This is a genomic window from Rugamonas fusca, assembly GCF_014042365.1.
Classification (GTDB): Bacteria; Pseudomonadota; Gammaproteobacteria; order Burkholderiales; family Burkholderiaceae_D; genus Rugamonas; species Rugamonas fusca.
This window is the reverse complement of record NZ_JACEZS010000005.1, coordinates 1-18,040: the sequence shown is the minus strand read 5'-3', so window position 1 is coordinate 18,040 and position 18,040 is coordinate 1. Positions and strand designations below refer to the sequence as shown.

Annotated in this window: 15 protein-coding genes, 3 tRNA genes and 1 pseudogene; 8 read left to right on the top strand and 11 right to left on the bottom strand. The window is 63.0% G+C overall.

The genetic code is table 11. The features are described 5' to 3' along the window. Positions 1-92 precede the first annotated feature (92 nt). Positions 93-1,394, top strand: a complete 1,302-nt coding sequence (locus H3H36_RS07585) for an HD-GYP domain-containing protein (RefSeq protein ID WP_182215905.1) — start codon at positions 93-95, stop codon at positions 1,392-1,394. A gap of 16 nt (positions 1,395-1,410) precedes the next feature. Here the strand turns inward: H3H36_RS07585 and H3H36_RS07580 are convergent, their stop codons facing one another. The 5 genes and pseudogenes from H3H36_RS07580 to acs form a co-directional block, all read right to left on the bottom strand. Beyond that, the gene (locus tag H3H36_RS07580; RefSeq protein WP_182215903.1) at positions 1,411-2,148 is read right to left on the bottom strand and encodes a substrate-binding periplasmic protein; all 738 of its coding nucleotides are present in this window, start codon (positions 2,146-2,148) and stop codon (positions 1,411-1,413) included. 42 nt (positions 2,149-2,190) lie between these two features. Next, on the bottom strand, positions 2,191-2,931 hold the full coding sequence (locus tag H3H36_RS07575; protein ID WP_220459682.1) for a substrate-binding periplasmic protein: 741 nt from the start codon (positions 2,929-2,931) through the stop codon (positions 2,191-2,193). A gap of 219 nt (positions 2,932-3,150) precedes the next feature. Further along, a pseudogene (locus H3H36_RS07570) lies at positions 3,151-3,511 on the bottom strand (PIN domain-containing protein); the annotation flags it as partial. Positions 3,512-3,921: 410 nt separating this feature from the next. After that, positions 3,922-4,012: transfer RNA gene (locus tag H3H36_RS07565), tRNA-Ser, on the bottom strand. Positions 4,013-4,138: 126 nt separating this feature from the next. After that, complete coding sequence (acs, locus tag H3H36_RS07560; protein ID WP_182215901.1) at positions 4,139-6,145, bottom strand: acetate--CoA ligase; 2,007 nt, start codon at positions 6,143-6,145, stop codon at positions 4,139-4,141. 405 nt (positions 6,146-6,550) lie between these two features. Here acs and H3H36_RS07555 point away from each other — a divergent pair, with 405 nt between their 5' ends. The 7 genes from H3H36_RS07555 to H3H36_RS07525 all read left to right on the top strand — a co-directional run bounded on the left by H3H36_RS07555 (position 6,551) and on the right by H3H36_RS07525 (position 11,263). Continuing rightward, positions 6,551-8,092 carry a fumarate hydratase gene (locus H3H36_RS07555; protein WP_182215899.1) on the top strand — a complete coding sequence of 514 codons (1,542 nt, stop codon included), beginning with the start codon at positions 6,551-6,553 and terminating at the stop codon, positions 8,090-8,092. A 66-nt stretch (positions 8,093-8,158) separates the two neighbouring features. Then, a complete protein-coding gene (murI, locus tag H3H36_RS07550) occupies positions 8,159-9,007 on the top strand; it encodes a glutamate racemase (protein ID WP_182215897.1) in 849 nt (282 codons plus the stop codon). Positions 9,008-9,132: 125 nt separating this feature from the next. After that, positions 9,133-9,208 (top strand) — tRNA-His (locus tag H3H36_RS07545). A gap of 105 nt (positions 9,209-9,313) precedes the next feature. Further along, positions 9,314-9,389 (top strand) — tRNA-His (locus H3H36_RS07540). A 137-nt stretch (positions 9,390-9,526) separates the two neighbouring features. Then, positions 9,527-10,321, top strand: a complete 795-nt coding sequence (locus tag H3H36_RS07535; protein ID WP_182215895.1) for a substrate-binding periplasmic protein — start codon at positions 9,527-9,529, stop codon at positions 10,319-10,321. A 242-nt stretch (positions 10,322-10,563) separates the two neighbouring features. Beyond that, positions 10,564-11,013, top strand: coding sequence for a hypothetical protein (locus tag H3H36_RS07530; RefSeq protein ID WP_182215893.1), 450 nt, complete (start codon positions 10,564-10,566; stop codon positions 11,011-11,013). An 82-nt stretch (positions 11,014-11,095) separates the two neighbouring features. Next, on the top strand, positions 11,096-11,263 hold the full coding sequence (locus tag H3H36_RS07525) for a hypothetical protein (protein ID WP_182216318.1): 168 nt from the start codon (positions 11,096-11,098) through the stop codon (positions 11,261-11,263). 81 nt (positions 11,264-11,344) lie between these two features. Here the strand turns inward: H3H36_RS07525 and H3H36_RS07520 are convergent, their stop codons facing one another. From H3H36_RS07520 to typA, 6 genes are all read right to left on the bottom strand, one after another. Next, on the bottom strand, positions 11,345-11,704 hold the full coding sequence (locus H3H36_RS07520; protein ID WP_182215891.1) for a hypothetical protein: 360 nt from the start codon (positions 11,702-11,704) through the stop codon (positions 11,345-11,347). A 152-nt stretch (positions 11,705-11,856) separates the two neighbouring features. After that, positions 11,857-12,204 (bottom strand): energy transducer TonB, encoded by a 348-nt coding sequence (locus H3H36_RS07515; RefSeq protein ID WP_182215889.1) that lies wholly within the window; start codon positions 12,202-12,204, stop codon positions 11,857-11,859. A 63-nt stretch (positions 12,205-12,267) separates the two neighbouring features. After that, positions 12,268-12,609 carry an energy transducer TonB gene (locus H3H36_RS07510; RefSeq protein ID WP_182215887.1) on the bottom strand — a complete coding sequence of 114 codons (342 nt, stop codon included), beginning with the start codon at positions 12,607-12,609 and terminating at the stop codon, positions 12,268-12,270. Between the two features lie 91 nt (positions 12,610-12,700). Continuing rightward, positions 12,701-14,434: a methyl-accepting chemotaxis protein gene (locus tag H3H36_RS07505; RefSeq protein ID WP_229219802.1), complete on the bottom strand. Its 1,734-nt coding sequence runs from the start codon at positions 14,432-14,434 to the stop codon at positions 12,701-12,703. A 325-nt stretch (positions 14,435-14,759) separates the two neighbouring features. Next, complete coding sequence (gene dusA / locus H3H36_RS07500; protein ID WP_311196597.1) at positions 14,760-15,761, bottom strand: tRNA dihydrouridine(20/20a) synthase DusA; 1,002 nt, start codon at positions 15,759-15,761, stop codon at positions 14,760-14,762. A 129-nt stretch (positions 15,762-15,890) separates the two neighbouring features. Next, a complete protein-coding gene (typA, locus tag H3H36_RS07495) occupies positions 15,891-17,723 on the bottom strand; it encodes a translational GTPase TypA (protein WP_182215885.1) in 1,833 nt (610 codons plus the stop codon). Positions 17,724-18,040 lie beyond the last annotated feature (317 nt).

The window sequence follows — 18,040 nt, the reverse complement described above, 5'->3', positions numbered from 1 at the left end:
ATACTTGATTTGCCTGCTTGTCGTATGGCGCGCACGACGCCACCATGATTGCGCAGACGGGCCGAATTTCCTCGGCCACGACGGAACGTGACATGAAAGCAGACCTGCTTCCCCCGCACGATTTACCTGGCGAGAGCCCGCACTACATCCGCGCCGTGACGGAGATGGGCAACACGCGGGAAGTGCTGGTCAGCGCCGACATCTATGCCAGCAACGGCATGAAACTGCTGGCCAAGGGCGCCAGGGTAGACAGCCGGCAATATGCCCGCCTCACCCGCCATCGCCTGTCCGCGCCGCTCGACAACATGCTGACGACGGATCGCCCCGTCGACGGCAATATCCTTGCGCTCGAAGTGGACCGCATCATCGCCCAGGATGCCATCTACCGCCGCATCGTCACCCGTGCCGGCGACCCGCGCATGCTCAAGCACAGCCTGGCCGGCCTGCCCCTGCCCCCACCGGTGCAGTTGCGCCTGACGGTGATGAGCGAGCAGTGCAAGGCAATCTACCAACACTGCCTGCGCGTGGCCGTCATCGCTTTTGCCGTGGCGCAGCGATTGCGCCTGCCGGAGGAGCACGCCACCATCTTGCTCGCCGCCCTGTGCCACGACATGGGCGAAATGCATACCGATCCGGAGATCCTGGAGCTGACCCACAGCATCACCGCCGAGGAACGCCGCTTCATCCATGTCCACCCGATCACGGGCTATGTGCTGCTGCATGAGCTGCCCGGTTTTCCCGCCGCGGCAGCGCAGGCCATCCTGCAACACCATGAGCGGCTGGACGGCAGCGGCTATCCGCACGCGCTGTCCGGCAACAGTATCAGTACGCTGGGCAAATTGCTGGGCGTGGCCGATGTGGCGGAGGCGGCCATCAAGCGCTTTGACTTGCCGCGCGTCGACATGCTGTTCAGGATCAACCGCGCCCGTTTCGCGCCCGCCATGCTCGACGCGCTGCGCGACTTGCTGCATGTGACGGCAAGCGATGAGCACAACGTGCCCAGCGAGAACGACACGGCGGCGCAACTGCAGCATCTGGGCGAACTGCTGCATGCCTGGTTCAGCCTGCGCGCCATGCTGGTGGGCCAGCAGGCGCCCGCCCCCGGCGACCAGGCGCCGCTGGCTTTCCTGTTCGAGCGCATGGCGCAGATCCGCTCCGTCGTGCTGCAGGCCGGCATGGACCCAGACAATATGGGCAGCATGCTGGCGATGACGCAGGATGCGCCGGAATTACGGGTGGAATTGCACGCCATGCTGGATGAGATGGACTGGCTGCTGCGCGACCTGGCCAACGAAATCGACCGCCGCTCGCCCGAGCTGAGCGGCCTGTCGCACGGGGCGCTCAAGGATTGGCAATTGCAGTTGCGGCAGCCGGAGATGGCGGTGGCGCATTGAAGGTCAGACAGTTGGGCTACTCGAATGTGATGGCCCGGTTCAAGCGCTCAATGATCTCGTCCGGCACCTGCTTGCTGCACATGATGTATCGTTTCTCGCCGGCCGGCATGTCGCTGAACCTGAGCAGATGGAAATCCCCGCTGCCCGCCGTCGCATTCGCATTCGCCAGCAGATAATCCGCCTCCTCCTCGGCCATGAACATCAAGTCGGCCCGCCCCTTCCGTATCATCTCGACCATGAGCGCGTTCTCCGCGGTCGTATGGGTGAGGTGAGGCATGAACCTGGCGATACTGTTGTCAATGAAGGGGCCGTAGGAGAAATTCTCCTTGAGCAGCACGCGTATGCCGCGCGTAGCGAGGACCCGCTCCAGCGTATCGTACTGGCTGACCTGGAATCCCTTGTTGGCCAGCGCGACGGCCGGCCTGTCGCGATAGATCGCCTTGGTGAACTGCGCGAACTGTTCGCGCTCGGGATTCTTGAACCAGCCCACCGCACACTCCATCGCCTTGTTCTGCTTGATGGAGGCGAGCTGGCGGTTGGTCGGGGTCTTGGCCCATATGAAGGGAATGCCAGCCGCTGCGAACGCGCGCCCGGCTGGCGTGCCGGTCAGGCCTGAAACCGAGCCGTCCGGCGCCGCGATCAGGTAGGGAGGACGCTCGTTGTAGAACACGGTGATGTTTGCCGTCGCGGCGGCGGGGCCGGCGAGGGCCAGCCCCAACAGAAGCGCTCGTCGCGCATGCGCGATGGCTTGCATAAGGTCCCCTTGCGGCGGCATCCCTGCGGGCAGGGGGTTGCCCTACTTGATCTTCTTCTCCGCGATGGCCTTGTTCAATTTGGCGATGACGTCGTCCGATACCTGCTTGCTGCACATGATGTAGCGGTAATCGCCCTTGGGCATGTCGCTCATGTGCAACTGCTTGAAACTCTGGGCACCCAGGCCCGATTGCTCCACCAGGTATTGGGCTTCCTCTTCCGAGACAAACATGAAGTCGACCGAGTTGGCGCCGACCAGCTGCAGCATCTGCGTCGAGGTGCCGTTCGAGACGGTGGTGGCTGGCTTGTATTTCTCCAGCGCGCTGTCGATGAACGGGCCGTAGGAAAAATGCTCCTTGATCAGCACGCGCACGCCTTTGCTGCCCAGGATGTCACCGAGCTTGTCGCCATCTTTGCCCTTGAAACTGGGGTTGGCCAGCAGGATGGTGGGCTTGTCGCGGTAGATCGGTTTGGTGAATTTGGCAAATTGCTCGCGTTCGGCCGTCTTGTACCAGCCGATCGCGCAATGGGGCCCGCCTTCCTTGATCACCACGAGCTGGTGGTTGGGCGGCACCTTGCTCCAGGCGACCTCGATGCCCGCTTTTTTGAACGCTTCCGCCGCCGGCGTGCCGGTCAGGCCGGTCGCGGCCCCGCTGGCGTCGGCGATCAGGTAGGGCGGCCGCTCATTGAAGCTGAGCGTGATCTTGTCGTTGGCCAGCACGGGCGCCGATGCCAGCATTGCCGCGCTGGCCAGGACCGGTATCCATCGTTCTCTGTGCGACATATTGATTCTCCCGTTTGATCAGATGGGGGTTCAGGCAGATTACACCATGAAGGGGTGGACCATCGGCCGACGGTCGGAGAAATGGCGGGTTGTAGTCGTGGAACAACGCGGCGGTGGCGCCGGCGCCCGCTTCCGCCGCTGGCGCGCAGCGGGCAGGCGCAGCCGGCCTGCCAGCCTCCGCCACGCCTTGAGCAATGCGCAGTTCCCCGGCGCAGCGTCGTAGGCCACGCCAAAACGCTCAGCCAAGTGGAGACGGTGCAGGCCCAGCGGCCATCGCAGCACGCCCGGCGTGATCAAGGTCGACGATAGCAAGATCAGGTCGATAAGTCCGCATCCCCTCAACCGATTCACGCCCGATGAACGCCATCGTCTCACGCACACTCGCGTGCTGGACCATTTGTAGCCGTCCCATGTCACGCAAGGTTCGCGCCCTCGGCGCTGGCGGTGTACCGCAGGCAATCTCACCGATGATCATGGGATGGGTGAGCGCCATATCCCGGTCGAGCAGGATTGCCAGCGCAGCGTTATGGTGCCGAAAGTGGTCGACCCAGACGGAGGTATCGACCAGCACGCCATTCATTGAGCGGTTCCGGTTCGACGACGAGGTATGTCAGCCATCTCCGGCGCCGGGCTGCCAGCACGCGCACGAAGGTCTTGACGGCCTCGCGGAACAGGTCGGCTTTGTCCATGATTCGGTGTCATGATTCGGTGTCAGGTCTGACATTTGGACATTTTTGAACTTTTGCGCGCGTCAATTGTCGTGCGTTTCTTGCTGAGCTTGCCTGGGTGACACCTGAAGTGAGGACGAAACGCGCGCCCTCGGCGCGCGGGGCCGCCGCGCTGCGGCGGCAATTGGGCGATTCGGAGCGGCTCGCCCCTGCAGGGGCGATGCCTTCGAATCCCCCGCGTGAGCCCCGCAGGGGGCTCACTTCTCTCCGCCAAGCCCAAAAACAAAAAGCCGCCCAGCGGGCGGCTTTTCATTTTTGTTCTTGGCGGAGAGAGGGGGATTCGAACCCCCGATAGGCTATGAACCTATACACGCTTTCCAGGCGTGCGACTTCAACCACTCATCCATCTCTCCTGCTTCTCCCCATTCAGGGAGCGGCAGATTATAGCAAGGATTTTGGAAACCACCAACATTATTTGCCGGCAACCCCGCCACCCGGCGGACAACCAGCATCACCCGGCCATCCGCCTATCATCCCACTTAGGACGCTTCCTTCAACTGCTCCAGAATCGCCGGATTTTCCAGCGTGGAGACGTCCTGGGTGATGGTCTCGCCCTTGGCCAGCACGCGCAGCAGACGGCGCATGATCTTGCCCGAACGCGTCTTCGGCAAGTTGTCGCCGAAACGGATTTCCTTCGGCTTGGCGATCGGACCAATCTCCTTGCCCACCCAGTTACGCAGCTCCAGCGCCAGCCGCTTGGCCTCGTCGCCCGTCGGACGCGCCTGCTTGAGCACCACGAACGCGCAAATCGATTCGCCCGTCGTGTCGTCCGGCTTGCCCACCACGGCCGCCTCGGCCACCAGCGGATTGGCCACCAGCGCCGATTCGATCTCCATCGTGCCCATGCGGTGACCCGACACGTTCAGCACGTCGTCGATACGGCCGGTGATGGTGAAGTAGCCGGTGTCCTTGTTGCGGATGGCGCCGTCGCCAGCCAGGTACATCTTGCCGCCCAGTTCCTCGGGGAAGTAGCCCGATTTGAAGCGCTCCGGATTGCCCCAGATGGTGCGGATCATCGATGGCCATGGGCGCTTGACGACCAAAATACCGCCCTGCCCGTTCGGCACGTCATGACCGGCTTCGTCGACGATGGCGGCCATGATGCCCGGCAGCGGCAGCGTGCACGAACCCGGCACCATCGGCGTGGCGCCCGGCAGCGGGGTGATCATGTGGCCACCCGTCTCCGTCTGCCAGAAGGTGTCGACGATGGGGCACTTCTCGCGGCCCACATTGTTGTAGTACCACATCCAGGCTTCTGGATTGATGGGCTCGCCCACCGTGCCCAGCAAACGCAGCGTGGACAGGTCGAAGTTGTTCGGATGAACTTTCGGGTCCACGTCCGAGGCCTTGATCAGCGAGCGGATCGCCGTCGGCGCCGTGTAGAAGATGCTGACCTTGTGCTTGGCGATGGTGTCCCAGAACCGGCCTGCGTTCGGGTAGGTCGGGATGCCTTCGAACACCACTTGCGTGGCGCCCACGGCCAGCGGGCCATAGGCGATGTACGAGTGGCCCGTCACCCAGCCGATGTCGGCCGTGCACCAGAACACGTCGTTCGGCTTGATGTCGAAGCTCCACTTCATCGTCAGCGCGGCCCACAGCAGGTAGCCGCCGCTCGAGTGCTGCACGCCTTTCGGGGTGCCCGTCGAGCCGGACGTGTAGAGGATGAACAGCGGATGCTCGGCGCTCACCCATTCCGGTTCGCATTCAGCCGACTGCTGGTCGACCAGGTCGCTCAGCCACATGTCGCGGCCGGCCACCATGTTGATGTTGCCGCCCGTGCGCTTGTAGACGATCACGTCCTTCACGGTCTCGCAGCCGCCCAGTGCCAGCGCTTCGTCGACGATGGCTTTCAGTGGCAGTTGCTTGCCGCCGCGCAGTTGCTCGTCGCCCGTGATGATGGCCACGGCGCCGGCGTCGATAATGCGCTCCTGTAGCGACTTGGCCGAGAAGCCGCCGAACACGACGGAGTGGGTGGCGCCGATACGGGCGCAGGCTTGCATGGCGGCCACGCCTTCGACCGACATCGACATGTAGATGATGACGCGGTCGCCTTTCTTGATGCCGCGCGATTTCAGGCCGTTGGCGAACTTGCACACTTTTTCGTGCAGCTGGCGATAGCTGACCGGGGTGCTGGTGCCGTCGTCCGCTTCGAAGATGATGGCGGTCTTGTCGGCGTTGCCGTTCTGCAGGTTGCGGTCCAGGCAGTTGTACGACACGTTCAGGTGGCCGTCTTCGAACCATTTGTAGAACGGCGCGTCATCTTCATTGAGCACGCGGGTGAACGGTTTTTGCCAGACCAGGTTTTCCTTGGCCAAGCGGCCCCAGAAACCTTCGTAGTCGGCGGCCGCTTCGGCGCACAGTGCCTCGTAGGCGGCCATGCCCGATACTGCGGCCTGGTCCGCGAACGCCGCCGGCGGTGCGAAGATGCGGGATTCTTGTGGGCCCTGCTGTTGGGCGCTTTGTGCTTGGCTTGCGGTGCTGGTCATGCTGATCTCCAGTGTAGTAATCGTTTGATAACAACATTAAACTTGATCGCTTACTGAGTCCTTACAGGCATTCCCCGGCGGAGGATTTGATGCGCGTACCCGTTGCAATCGCGCCTGTTGTGCCATTTTACCAATCATTTAAATCCAGCACAGCTGACGCATCCAGCCGCCGCACGGATGCGATTGCCGATCAGCACGTGTAGAATGTCGGCAGTTCTCATCTGCCTGCTAGCATACCGGAGTCCCGTCCCGATGACCTGTTTGTCTTTCCGACCACCCGCGCCACGCTGCTGGCCGCCGTGCGTCGTGCGGGCATCGCGTGCCCCCGCCCCGCCATCGCCAGGCCGCTGTTCCGCTTTCCGCATCACTCCTCGTTCTTTTCGAATTTAACCACGCGAGTTCACCATGACCATCATCAAGCAAGAAGACCTGATCGAATCCGTCGCCGCCGCGCTGCAGTACATCAGCTACTACCATCCAGCCGATTACATCGAGCACCTGGCGCGCGCCTACGAGGCCGAACAGAGCCCGGCCGCCAAGGACGCCATCGCGCAGATCCTGACCAACTCGCGCATGTGCGCCGAAGGCAAGCGTCCGATCTGCCAGGATACCGGCATCGTCAACGTGTTCCTGAAGATCGGCATGGGCGTGCGCTTCGAAGGCTTCACCGGCACGGTCACCGACGCCGTCAACGAGGGCGTGCGCCGGGCCTACAACTACGATGACAACAAGCTGCGCGCGTCCATCGTGGCAGACCCGCTGTTCGAGCGCAAGAACACCAAGGACAACACGCCTGCCGTGGTGCACATGGAGCTGGTGGAAGGCAACACGGTCGACGTGAAAGTGGCGGCCAAGGGCGGCGGCTCGGAGAACAAGTCGAAGATGATCATGATGAACCCGTCCGACTCGCTGGTGGACTGGGTGCTCAAGACCGTGCCGACCATGGGCGCCGGCTGGTGCCCGCCCGGCATGCTGGGCATCGGTGTCGGCGGCACGGCCGAGAAGGCCATGATGATGGCCAAGGAAGTGCTGATGGACGACATCGACATGTACGAACTGAAGCAGCGCGGCCCCAAGAACAAGCTGGAAGAACTGCGGATCGAACTGTGCGACAAGATCAACGCGCTCGGCATCGGCGCCCAGGGCCTGGGCGGCCTGACCACGGTGCTGGACGTGAAGATCATGATGCACCCGACCCACGCGGCCTCCAAGCCGGTGGCCATGATTCCGAACTGCGCGGCCACCCGCCACGGCCACTTCGTGCTCGACGGCTCGGGCCCGGCCTACATGACGCCGCCACCGCTGTCGACCTGGCCGAACGTGAGCTGGGCGCCGGACACGGAGAAGTCCACCCGCGTCAACCTGGACACGCTGACCAAGGAAGAAGTGGCGTCGTGGAAGCCGGGCCAGACCCTGCTGCTGAACGGCAAAATGCTGACCGGCCGCGACGCCGCCCACAAGCGCATCCAGGACATGCTGGCCAAGGGCGAGCCACTGCCGGTGGACTTCAAGAACCGCGTGATCTACTACGTTGGCCCGGTCGATCCGGTGCGCGACGAAGTGGTGGGCCCGGCCGGTCCGACGACCGCTACCCGCATGGACAAGTTCACCGAGATGATGCTGGAGAAGACCGGCCTGATCGCCATGATCGGCAAGGCCGAGCGCGGCCCGGTCGCCATCGAGGCTATCCAGAAGCACAAGTCGGCTTACCTGATGGCCGTCGGCGGCGCCGCTTACCTGGTGTCCAAGGCCATCAAGGGCGCCAAGGTGCTGGGCTTCGAGGACATGGGCATGGAAGCGATCTATGAGTTCGACGTGGTCGACATGCCCGTCACCGTGGCCGTCGACGCGGCCGGCACTTCCGTGCACAACACGGGTCCAAAAGAGTGGCAAGCCAAGATCGAGCAGCTGAGCAGCGTGGGCAAGATTCCCGTCACCGTCGCTTAAGCTCTTCCCTTGCCGCCCCGCTGTCGCAAGGCCGCGGGGCGGTTGCCGTTTACCGAGACGAACTTGATGAATCCTATCCCTGCTATCTCGACCGCCCCGGACGCGCCCATCGGCGTGTTCGATTCCGGCGTGGGCGGCCTGTCCGTGCTGCGCCACATCCGCGCCCAGCTGCCGCATGAGCACCTGACGTATTTCGCCGACATCGGCTACGCGCCCTACGGCGACAAGCCGGAAGCCGTGGTCACGGCGCGCGCGCTGGCGGTGGCGGACTTCCTCGTCACGCAGGGCGTCAAGGGATTGGTGGTGGCCTGCAACACGGCCACCGTGGCCGCCATCAAGGCCATCCGCGCCCGTTATCCGCTGCTGCCCGTGGTGGGCGTGGAGCCCGGCTTGAAGCCAGCCGTGGCGGCCAGCCACAACGGCAAGATCGGCGTGCTGGCCACGGACCGCACGCTGTCGGGCGAAAAATTCCTGCAATTGCGCCAGCAGATCAGCGCCAACAGCGGCGCCGAATTCGTGCTGATGCCCTGCATCGGCCTGGCCGACCAGATCAACCTCGGCGAGCTCGACACGCCGGCCACGCAAGCGCTGCTGCAACGCTACGTGGCGCCGCTGATCGCGCAAGGCGTCGATACGCTGGTGCTCGGCTGCACCCATTACGTGTTCGTCCAGCCCGGTATCGAGCAGGTGGTCGAGCGCACCAGCGCCCACCCGGTCGCCATCATCGACACGGGCGATGCCGTGGCGCGCCAGATCGCCCGCCTGCTGCATGCGGCAGGGCTGGCGCGCACGCCGGCCGAAGGCGATGCCCCGGCGCGCCTGCAAGGCTACACGAGCGCCAGCGCGGCCGAACTGTCGGCCGCGTTCAGCAATTTGCTGGGCCTGAACCCGCCCGTGCACAGCGTGACCTTCTGACCACGACCGGCGTGCGGACGGGGCCAGGCGTTGACTATCTGTGCATTTAGATTTGCACGTTTCAACACTGGCTTGTATAATTCGGGGCCTGTCCCGGAAACACCGGGACAAACGTAAGACCAGTGGTGGCTGTAGCTCAGTTGGTAGAGTCCAGGATTGTGATTCCTGTTGTCGTGGGTTCGAGCCCCATCAGCCACCCCACCGGATTCGTTGTACACATCAGGCCATAAGTTCAAGCTTGTGGCTTTTTTGTTTTAGAAGTAACACGTGTCGTCGCGCATGCGCGGCGGCCGTTGCAAGTCAGTGGTGGCTGTAGCTCAGTTGGTAGAGTCCAGGATTGTGATTCCTGTTGTCGTGGGTTCGAGCCCCATCAGCCACCCCAAAACATCGGCAGCACGCGAAAGCCACAAACACACGTTTGTGGCTTTTTGCTTTGTGGCGCGGACGGGTATGATGGAGCTGCCGCGCCCGCGACTAAAACGCGCTCCTCCCTCCTGCTCCTGGCCGATACGATTGCCGATGCGCTCTTTGCTTGCCAGTATCCTCACCGTTGCCGCCCTGGCCGCCCCCGATGCACGCGCCGCCTGCGCGCCGCTCCGCTTCGGTTACCCCGACCAGGCAGTCGAACCGTATTACCGGGGCAGCGGCCGGCAGGAAGCCGATCCGCCCGGCGCCAGCGTGGAACTGATGCGCGCCCTCGCCGCCAGCGCCGGCTGCCCCCTCGAATCCGTGCGGCTGCCGGCGGCGCGGCTGCTGCTTAGCCTGAACAATGGCGTGATCGATGCGACGCCATTCAGCATAGGGGAGCTACAGGGCGGCAATATCGTCTATCCGCGCGACAAGAAAGGCAAGATCGACCGCAACCGGGGCCTGACGCTGTACACGGTCGTGTTCGTGCGGGCCAGCGACAACGTGGGCCGCGACGTCGATACGGCCAGCTATCTACGCGGCCGCCGGCTCGGCGTGCTTCACGGCGTGCCTTACGCGGCCACCTTCCGCCAGGCCGGCTACGAGGTCGACGACGGCGCGCGCGACGTGCACAGCAATGTCGAAAAACTGCGCTTGGGCCGCATCGACGGCTTTGCCATTTCGCTGGCCGGCCGGGCCGACCTGGACGGGGAAATAGCCGCCAGCTTTGGCGGCGCCATCGTGCGCCTGGAGCAGCCGCTACGGGTCGGCACGATCTGGTTGCTGCTGAACAAAGATTACTACGAGCACAACCGGGAAGCCGCCGAAGCCATGTGGACCTGGCTCGGCGAGCACGGACAAAGCCGCTTCACGGCGTTGCTGAAAAAATATGACAAGGCGCCCTGACCGGGCAGCCGGGCGTGCAACTGCGCAGGCCAGCAGGCAGACGACGGCGGCGCCACGGCAGGCGCCACAAAATCTCGGGAGCCGTTGCCCGATAGAACATCTTTGACGCTACAATGGCGTGTCGTCCCGCACCGTGTGCGGGCCACCAAACCAGCAGCAATCCGGGCCGAATCGCCGCCCCTGCACTCCATCAACACTGAACAGGAATGCCCCGCCGTCACAGGCAGGAGGCGCATGAGTATATGTCTGAAGAAATCTCCAACCAGGAAGTCACCACCTACGGCAAGGACACGCCCGTGGGCCGGCCCGATATCGATGGCCGCGCCGGTGTGTTCGTGCCCACCAGCGCGTTTGACCTGGAAAACACCACCACTATCCGCAAAGGCGCCGGCGTGGTCGGCTTTGGCAACCCGGACGGTTCGCTGACCGTCTACTTCGAAGCCAACCGCTTCGACGACAGCAGCTTGCACAAGTGGGAAAACAAGGCCCGCAAGGCCTATGACCGCATGGTCATGAATGCCCCCACCGTGTCCAAGACCAAGATCGACGCCCGCATGCTGGAACAGATCGGCACGATCGATGGGATGGGCATCCATCTCAAGCACCCGGAACGGTTGCAGCAGTGGCTGGAACTGTCCAACGCGCTCGACACGGCGCCGGCCGGCCCGGTAGTGCTGTGGCGCACTAAGTAAGCCCGCCCGTGAGCCATCGTCCTACAACAGCGGGGACGATGGACCGATGGCAGTTCCTGCGTTCATGCACTAGACTGAACGCATGAACCTCTCACACCACATCCCATTGCACGTTCCCGAAGCCACGCTGGCGCATATGCGCCAGGTCGCCTGGGGCGCACTCCTGCTGGGCTTGGCGGGCACTTCCGCTTACCTGCTGTGCTCGGAAATGGCGATGCTCGACAACGGCACGCTGTACATGCTGCCCTAGTCCGCCCGCTTGCGCGCACGAGAAAAAGCCCGCCGCGCCTGTGAGGCGCAACGGGCTTGTCATGCCGGCCGTACAGTCATGTCAGCGGTGGCGGTAATACCCCCTGCCGCCCCAGCGGTGACCACAGCACCAGTTGCCAAACACAAAATCCAACCCTATCGTCACCGGCGGATAGTAATAGGACGGCGCAGGTGCGGCGTACACGGGGGCCGCATAGACTGGCGCCGCGTACACGGGCGGCGGCGCGTAGACCGGCGCCGGCGCATACACGGGCTCGCTGCTGTACTCCACGCGCGTAGCGCCAGCCGGTTCCACCGACACCGTATGCCACTGGTAGGGGTCCACCGGCGCGGCGCGGCCACCGTAATAGACGGGCGCCGGCGGCGCCACCGCGCAGCCGCCCAGGGCCGCCACTGCCAGCACTGCCAGAATCGTTTTCATCGCATCTTCCTCCTGTTCGTACTATAGGGAAAATTGACGCCCCGCGCTGCGGATTTACAGCTTGTTACACCCGTTGGGATAACGGAAAAACCACACGCAGTAATAAAAAAAAACCGGCGCCAGGCCGGTTTTTTGGGGGATGCGGGTGCCGCTCAGTCCAGCTTCCAGGCGTAATCGACCTTGGTCCAGGTTTCGGCCGGCGCGCCATCCTTGGTGCCCGGCTTGAACTTGCAGGCGCTGATGGCCTTGATGGCGGCCTTGTCCAGGTTCTTGAAACCACTCGATTTTTCCACTTTGGAGTCTGCCACCGTCCCGTCGGCCTTGACCAGGAACATCATCGACACGGTGCCCTGCTCCTCGTTCATCAACGATGCCTTCGGATATTCCGCCTTGCAGTTCTTGGCGTCGAAACTGGCCGGCACTTCGCCCGCGTACGCCACCGCCGCGCCCGACATGAGCACCGCCGCAAACACACTCAACCAACGCTTATTTGTAGACATCTGATTTCCCCAAGTGGCTAATTCTTGCTCAAGTTTCCGGCGCCAGGCGCCGCGCGCGCGTTATTACAGTTTCCAGTCGTAATCGACCGTGGTCCAGGTCTGGGCCACGGCGCCATCCTTGGTACCCGGCTTGAACTTGCAGGCGCTGATGGCCTTGATGGCGGCCTTGTCCAGGTTCTTGTAGCCGCTCGATTTTTCGACCTTGGAATCGACCACGGTGCCATCGGCTGCCACCAGGAATGCCATCGACACGTTGCCCTGTTCTTCATTCATCAGGGATGCCCTGGGGTATTCCGCACGGCAGTTCTTGGCGTCGAACGTGGCTGGCACTTCACCGGCGAAGGCGGCGGCGCTGGCGCCGGACAGGAGGATGGCTGCGATGATGCTGGTCGAAACTTTGTTCATATTGTCGTTATTCCCACTACGTTTATTATTAATAACTATCGGTGGCGCGCACAGCCTGGCCATGCGCGTCCGCCGCGTGCAACTGAAGCGATTAAAACTCTTCCCACTCATCTTCTGCCTGGGCGGCGGCCACCACTTTCTTCGGCTTGGCGGCAGGCGCGGCGGCCAGCTTGCGCACCGGCGCGGCCGGACGGCTCACGGCGGCCGGCCGCGCCACAGCTACCGGGGCGACATAGGCCACGGGCGCAACGCGCTCCTCGCCTTCGACCAGCTTGAAGATGCTGACCACACGCGCCAGTTCGGCGGCCTGGTCCTGCAGGCTCTGGGCGGCGGCGGCGGCCTCTTCCACCAGCGCCGCGTTCTGCTGGGTCATGCTGTCCATCTCGATGATGGAATGGTTGACCTGCTCGATGCCGGCGCTCTGCTCCTGGCTGGCGTTGGCGATCTCGCTCATGATGTCCGTCACGCGGCGCACGGAGGCGACCACCTCGTCCATCGTCACACCGGCCTGGCCCACCAGCTTGGTGCCGGCGCCCACTTTTTCCACCGAATCATCGATCAGCGACTTGATTTCCTTGGCGGCGCCAGCGGAACGCTGGGCCAGGTTGCGCACTTCCGACGCCACCACGGCGAAGCCGCGGCCCTGCTCGCCCGCACGGGCCGCTTCCACGGCCGCGTTCAGCGCCAGGATGTTGGTCTGGAAGGCGATGCCGTCGATCACGCCGATGATGTCCACGATCTTCTTGGCCGACGCGTCGATCGAGCTCATGGTGTCGACCACTTGCGACACCACGGCGCCGCCCTTGATGGCCACGTCCGACGCGGTGGCGGCCAGCTGGTTCGCCTCGCGGGCGTTGTCCGCGTTCTGCTTCACGGTGGCGGTCAGTTCCTCCATGGCCGTGGCCGTTTTCTCCAGCGAGCTGGCCTGCATTTCCGTGCGCGAGGACAGGTCGATGTTGCCGGCCGCGATTTCACGCGAGGCCGTGCCGATGGTTTCCGTGCCGTTGCGCACCTGGCCCACGATGTCGACCAGGCTGTTGCGCATCTCCTTCATCTCGGCCAGCAGGCTGTCCTGGTCGCGGCTGTCGGTATCGATCATGACGGACAGGTCGCCCTTGGCGATGCTGCCGGCGATGCTGGCGGTGTAATCAGGTTCGCCGCCCAGCTGCTTGAGCAGGCCGCGGGTGATGACGACGGCGGCCAGCACGCTGATGGCCACGGCCAATGCGCCGAGCACGATCATGAAGGTGCGGGCGTTGGAGAAGCCAGCGGCGGCGTCGGTCTGCACCTGGGTATTCAACTTGTCCTCCAGGGTGACCAACTGCTCCAGCGCGGCCATCCATTTCTTCTGCACCGGACGGATTTCCTTGATCATGACCTTGGTGGCATCCTCAGCCTTGTTGGCCAGCCACAGATCGGATGCCTTGGCGATGGCGGGCATGGCGGCCGCCTCGAGCTCCTTGATCTGGCCCAGCAAGGCTTTTTCTTCCGGGGTCGCTTCCTGAGCGAACTGAGCGCTCAGTTTCTTTTCCGATTCGCCGTACTTGGCCGCCAGATCCTTAACGCGGTTCATTTCCGGTTCCAGGTCCGAGCCTTCCGGCATCAGGGTCAGGATGCGCAGCGCGGTGATGCGGTCGCTGACGTTGGCACGCATATCGATCACCAGGCGGGTGACGACGTTATTGACGCCCACCACGTGGTCCAGGCGGTCCTGGATCTGCGCCATGCGGGCGATGCCAACGGCGGTCACGGCCACCAGGAACAGCAGCACCAAGGCGAACCCGAGCGCCAGTCGCGTACCAACTTTCATTTTTGCTAAATTCATTTCGTCTCTTCGTAAGTGACACTATTGATAAAGAATTTGCCCTGGAAGCCAGGCGTTGTGCGCTTGGCGATCCACCCGGCCCGTGCTGCTAAGGCGTGCGACAGTAGCAAACAATGACTGCGAATGCAAAATGAGCGGCTCCACCAGCAGCTCGCATTACCTGAAGTGCAATACACAAACTGAATTCGGTGGATTTGTGTGAGTATTCAGGAATTATAGATGTGAAATTTGCCTCAAAGCAAGCAAAACCTGCCTCAATTTTACGCAAGCGAACTTTCTGCGAGGAAATTGAGTTGCCGCCAACAATTACATGGCAAAAGCAGGCTTATGGCGTGGAATGGCGCAGCCGGGCGGCCGCTTCCAGCAGTAAACGTGGGTCGCCGGCGGCCAGTTTTTTCGAGTCCGACAGGGTCTGGCGGAACAACTTTGCACCGGGCAAACCCTGCATCAAACCGAGCATGTGGCGGGTGATGGAATTGAGTTTGAGGCCGCGCCCGCCCTCTTGTTTAAGCTGGGCTTCGATGTAGGGCACCATGGCCGCCAGCACCTGTTCGCGCGTGGGGCGCTCGGCCGTGTCGCCGTAGTAGCGCTGGTCGAAACCGGCCATCATGAACGGGTTGTGGTAAGCCTCGCGGCCCAGCATCACGCCGTCCACGTGCTGCAAATGCAGGTCGATCTCGGCCTCGGTCTTGATGCCGCCGTTGATCAGGATTTCGAAATCGGGGAAGTCGCGCTTGAGGCGGTAGGCGTATTCGTACTTGAGCGGCGGAATCTCGCGGTTCTCCTTGGGCGACAAGCCCTTCAGGATGGCGTTACGGGCATGCACGATGAAGGTGCGGCAGCCGGCGTCGGCCACCGTGCCCACGAAGTCGCGCACGAAGTCATAGCTTTCCGTGTCGTTGATGCCGATGCGGTGCTTGACGGTCACGTCGATGGTGACGGCGTCGCGCATGGCCTTCACGCAATCGGCCACCAGTTGCGGTTCGGCCATCAGGCAGGCGCCGAACGCGCCTTTCTGCACCCGCTCCGACGGGCAACCGCAGTTGAGGTTGATCTCATCGTAGCCCCAGTCCTGGCCCTTCTTCGCGCTCACGGCCAGGTCGGCCGGATCGCTGCCACCCAGTTGCAGGGCGACCGGATGCTCCTCCTCGCTGAAGCGCAGGTGGCGCTCGACGTCGCCATACACCAGCGCGCCCGTGGTCACCATCTCCGTGTACAGCCAGGTGTGGCGCGTGATCTGGCGGTGGAACACGCGGCAGTGGCGGTCGGTCCAGTCCATCATGGGGGCGACGGACAGGCGGCGGGAAGGCAGGATCTTGGTAGTCACGATATTACTCACACAACTTGCAGGTCTGAAAACGTCAAACCCGCTGTGCCTGCATCACTGGTCAAAGTCATGCAGGCACAGCGGGCCTGGGCCGCGCGCCGGGTAGCGCGCGGGGTCAAGCGATGGCGATTACGCCTCGCGCGAAGCGCGCTTGCGCTCGTGCTCTTTCAGGTAACGCTTGCGCAGGCGGATCGATTTCGGCGTGATTTCGACCAGCTCATCGTCCTCGATGAACTCGACCGCGTATTCCAGCGACAGCTGGACTGGCGGCACCAGGCGCACGGCTTCGTCGGTGCCGGAAGCGCGCACGTTGGTCAGCTGCTTGCCCTTGATCGGGTTGACCACCAGGTCGTTGTCGCGCGAGTGGATACCGATGATCATGCCTTCGTACACAGGGTCGTTGTGCACCACGAACATGCGGCCGCGGTCCTGCAGCTTCCACAGGGCGTAGGCCACGGCGGCGCCGTCGTCCTGCGAGATCAGCACGCCGTTGCGGCGGCCGGCCATTTCGCCTTTCGACGTATCGACCGGGGCGTAGGCATCGAACACGTGGCTCATCAGGCCGGTGCCGCGGGTCAGGGTCATGAACTCGCCCTGGAAGCCGATCAGGCCACGGGCCGGGATGCGGTATTCCAGACGCACACGGCCTTTGCCGTCCGATTCCATGTTCTGCAGGTCGCCACGGCGGCGGCCCAGTTCTTCCATCACGCCGCCCTGGTTGGCTTCTTCCACGTCGACGCTCAGCATTTCGTACGGCTCTTCGCGCACGCCGTTGACCATCTTGAACACCACGCGCGGACGCGACACGGCCAGCTCGAAGCCTTCACGGCGCATGTTTTCCAGCAGAATGGTCAGGTGCAGTTCGCCGCGGCCCGACACTTCGAACACGGTGTCGTCGTCGGTCGGCGTCACGCGCAGCGCCACGTTCGATTTCAGTTCCTTGTCCAGGCGGTCGCGCAGCTGGCGCGAGGTGACGAACTTGCCTTCGCGGCCAGCCAGCGGCGAGGTGTTGACCATGAAGTTCATGGTCAGGGTCGGTTCGTCCACGGTCAGCATCGGCAGCGCTTCCGGGGTGTCCGGTGCGCACACGGTCGAGCCGATGCCGATGTCTTCGATACCGTTGATCAGGATGATGTCGCCGGCCACGGCTTCATCGACCAGCACGCGCTCCAGGCCCTTGAAGTTCAGCACCTGGTTGATGCGGCCCTTGGTCGGAGTGTCGCCAGGACCATTCAGGAATACCACATCCTGGCCAGGCTTGACGCGGCCACGCGAGACGCGGCCGATACCGATCTTGCCCACGTAGGACGAGTAGTCCAGCGAGGTGATCTGCATCTGCAGGGGACCGTCCGGGTCGTCGTTACGCACCGGCACGTATTTCAGGATGGCTTCGAACAGCGGCTTCATGTCGCCGTCGCGCACGTCTTCGGTCAGGCCGGCGTAGCCGTTCAGGCCCGAAGCGTAGACGATAGGGAAGTCCAGCTGCTCGTCGGTGGCGCCCAGCTTGTCGAACAGTTCGAAGGTCTGGTTGATGGCCCAGTCAGCGCGCGCGCCCGGACGGTCGATCTTGTTGACCACCACGATAGGCTTCAGGCCCAGGGCCAGCGCCTTGCGGGTCACGAAACGGGTCTGCGGCATCGGGCCTTCCTGGGCGTCGATCAGCAGCAGCACCGAGTCGACCATCGACAGCACGCGCTCCACTTCGCCGCCGAAGTCGGCGTGGCCCGGGGTGTCGACGATGTTGATGTGGGTGCCTTCGTACTCGACCGCGCAGTTCTTCGACAGAATCGTAATGCCGCGCTCTTTTTCGAGGTCGTTCGAGTCCATGACGCGGGTATCGACCTGCTGGTTTTCACGGAAGGTACCCGACTGGCGCAGCAGTTGGTCCACCAGGGTGGTCTTGCCGTGGTCAACGTGGGCGATGATAGCGATGTTGCGAATTGCGCGTTTAGTATTAGACATAGTCGTTATATTTTGCTGAAAAACTGCGGGGGGCGTACGGGGGTGTACGAGGCGTTACAGTGCTTGCCAATTTCTGGAACCGCGTAGTATAGCATGGTGCGTTGCAACTCTCCTTGAAATTCCTAATATTTTCAAGGAGTTGTCCGGGGTCAGGTCCGGCATTCTGCCATTTCGCTTGCGAAATGGCAGAATGCCGGACCTGATAATCATCTAGCCAACCTCCCTCCGGCATACGCCGGGGGTACAGTAAGCATTCAATGTCGAGTTGAACTTACGTACAGGGAGGCTGGTATGAGCAAGTATAGCGGTATCGATCT

Coding starts and splice junctions, on each gene's coding strand:
- H3H36_RS07530 (WP_182215893.1), top strand. CDS start 10,564: ATGTCTGAAGAAATCTCCAACCAGGAAGTCACCACCTACGGCAAGGAC.
- H3H36_RS07510 (WP_182215887.1), bottom strand. CDS start 12,609: ATGAACAAAGTTTCGACCAGCATCATCGCAGCCATCCTCCTGTCCGGC.
- H3H36_RS07585 (WP_182215905.1), top strand. CDS start 93: ATGAAAGCAGACCTGCTTCCCCCGCACGATTTACCTGGCGAGAGCCCG.
- H3H36_RS07505 (WP_229219802.1), bottom strand. CDS start 14,434: ATGAATTTAGCAAAAATGAAAGTTGGTACGCGACTGGCGCTCGGGTTC.
- H3H36_RS07525 (WP_182216318.1), top strand. CDS start 11,096: ATGAACCTCTCACACCACATCCCATTGCACGTTCCCGAAGCCACGCTG.
- H3H36_RS07515 (WP_182215889.1), bottom strand. CDS start 12,204: ATGTCTACAAATAAGCGTTGGTTGAGTGTGTTTGCGGCGGTGCTCATG.
- H3H36_RS07580 (WP_182215903.1), bottom strand. CDS start 2,148: ATGCAAGCCATCGCGCATGCGCGACGAGCGCTTCTGTTGGGGCTGGCC.
- H3H36_RS07520 (WP_182215891.1), bottom strand. CDS start 11,704: ATGAAAACGATTCTGGCAGTGCTGGCAGTGGCGGCCCTGGGCGGCTGC.
- H3H36_RS07535 (WP_182215895.1), top strand. CDS start 9,527: ATGCGCTCTTTGCTTGCCAGTATCCTCACCGTTGCCGCCCTGGCCGCC.
- H3H36_RS07575 (WP_220459682.1), bottom strand. CDS start 2,931: ATGTCGCACAGAGAACGATGGATACCGGTCCTGGCCAGCGCGGCAATG.
- murI (WP_182215897.1), top strand. CDS start 8,159: ATGAATCCTATCCCTGCTATCTCGACCGCCCCGGACGCGCCCATCGGC.
- typA (WP_182215885.1), bottom strand. CDS start 17,723: ATGTCTAATACTAAACGCGCAATTCGCAACATCGCTATCATCGCCCAC.
- H3H36_RS07555 (WP_182215899.1), top strand. CDS start 6,551: ATGACCATCATCAAGCAAGAAGACCTGATCGAATCCGTCGCCGCCGCG.
- acs (WP_182215901.1), bottom strand. CDS start 6,145: ATGACCAGCACCGCAAGCCAAGCACAAAGCGCCCAACAGCAGGGCCCA.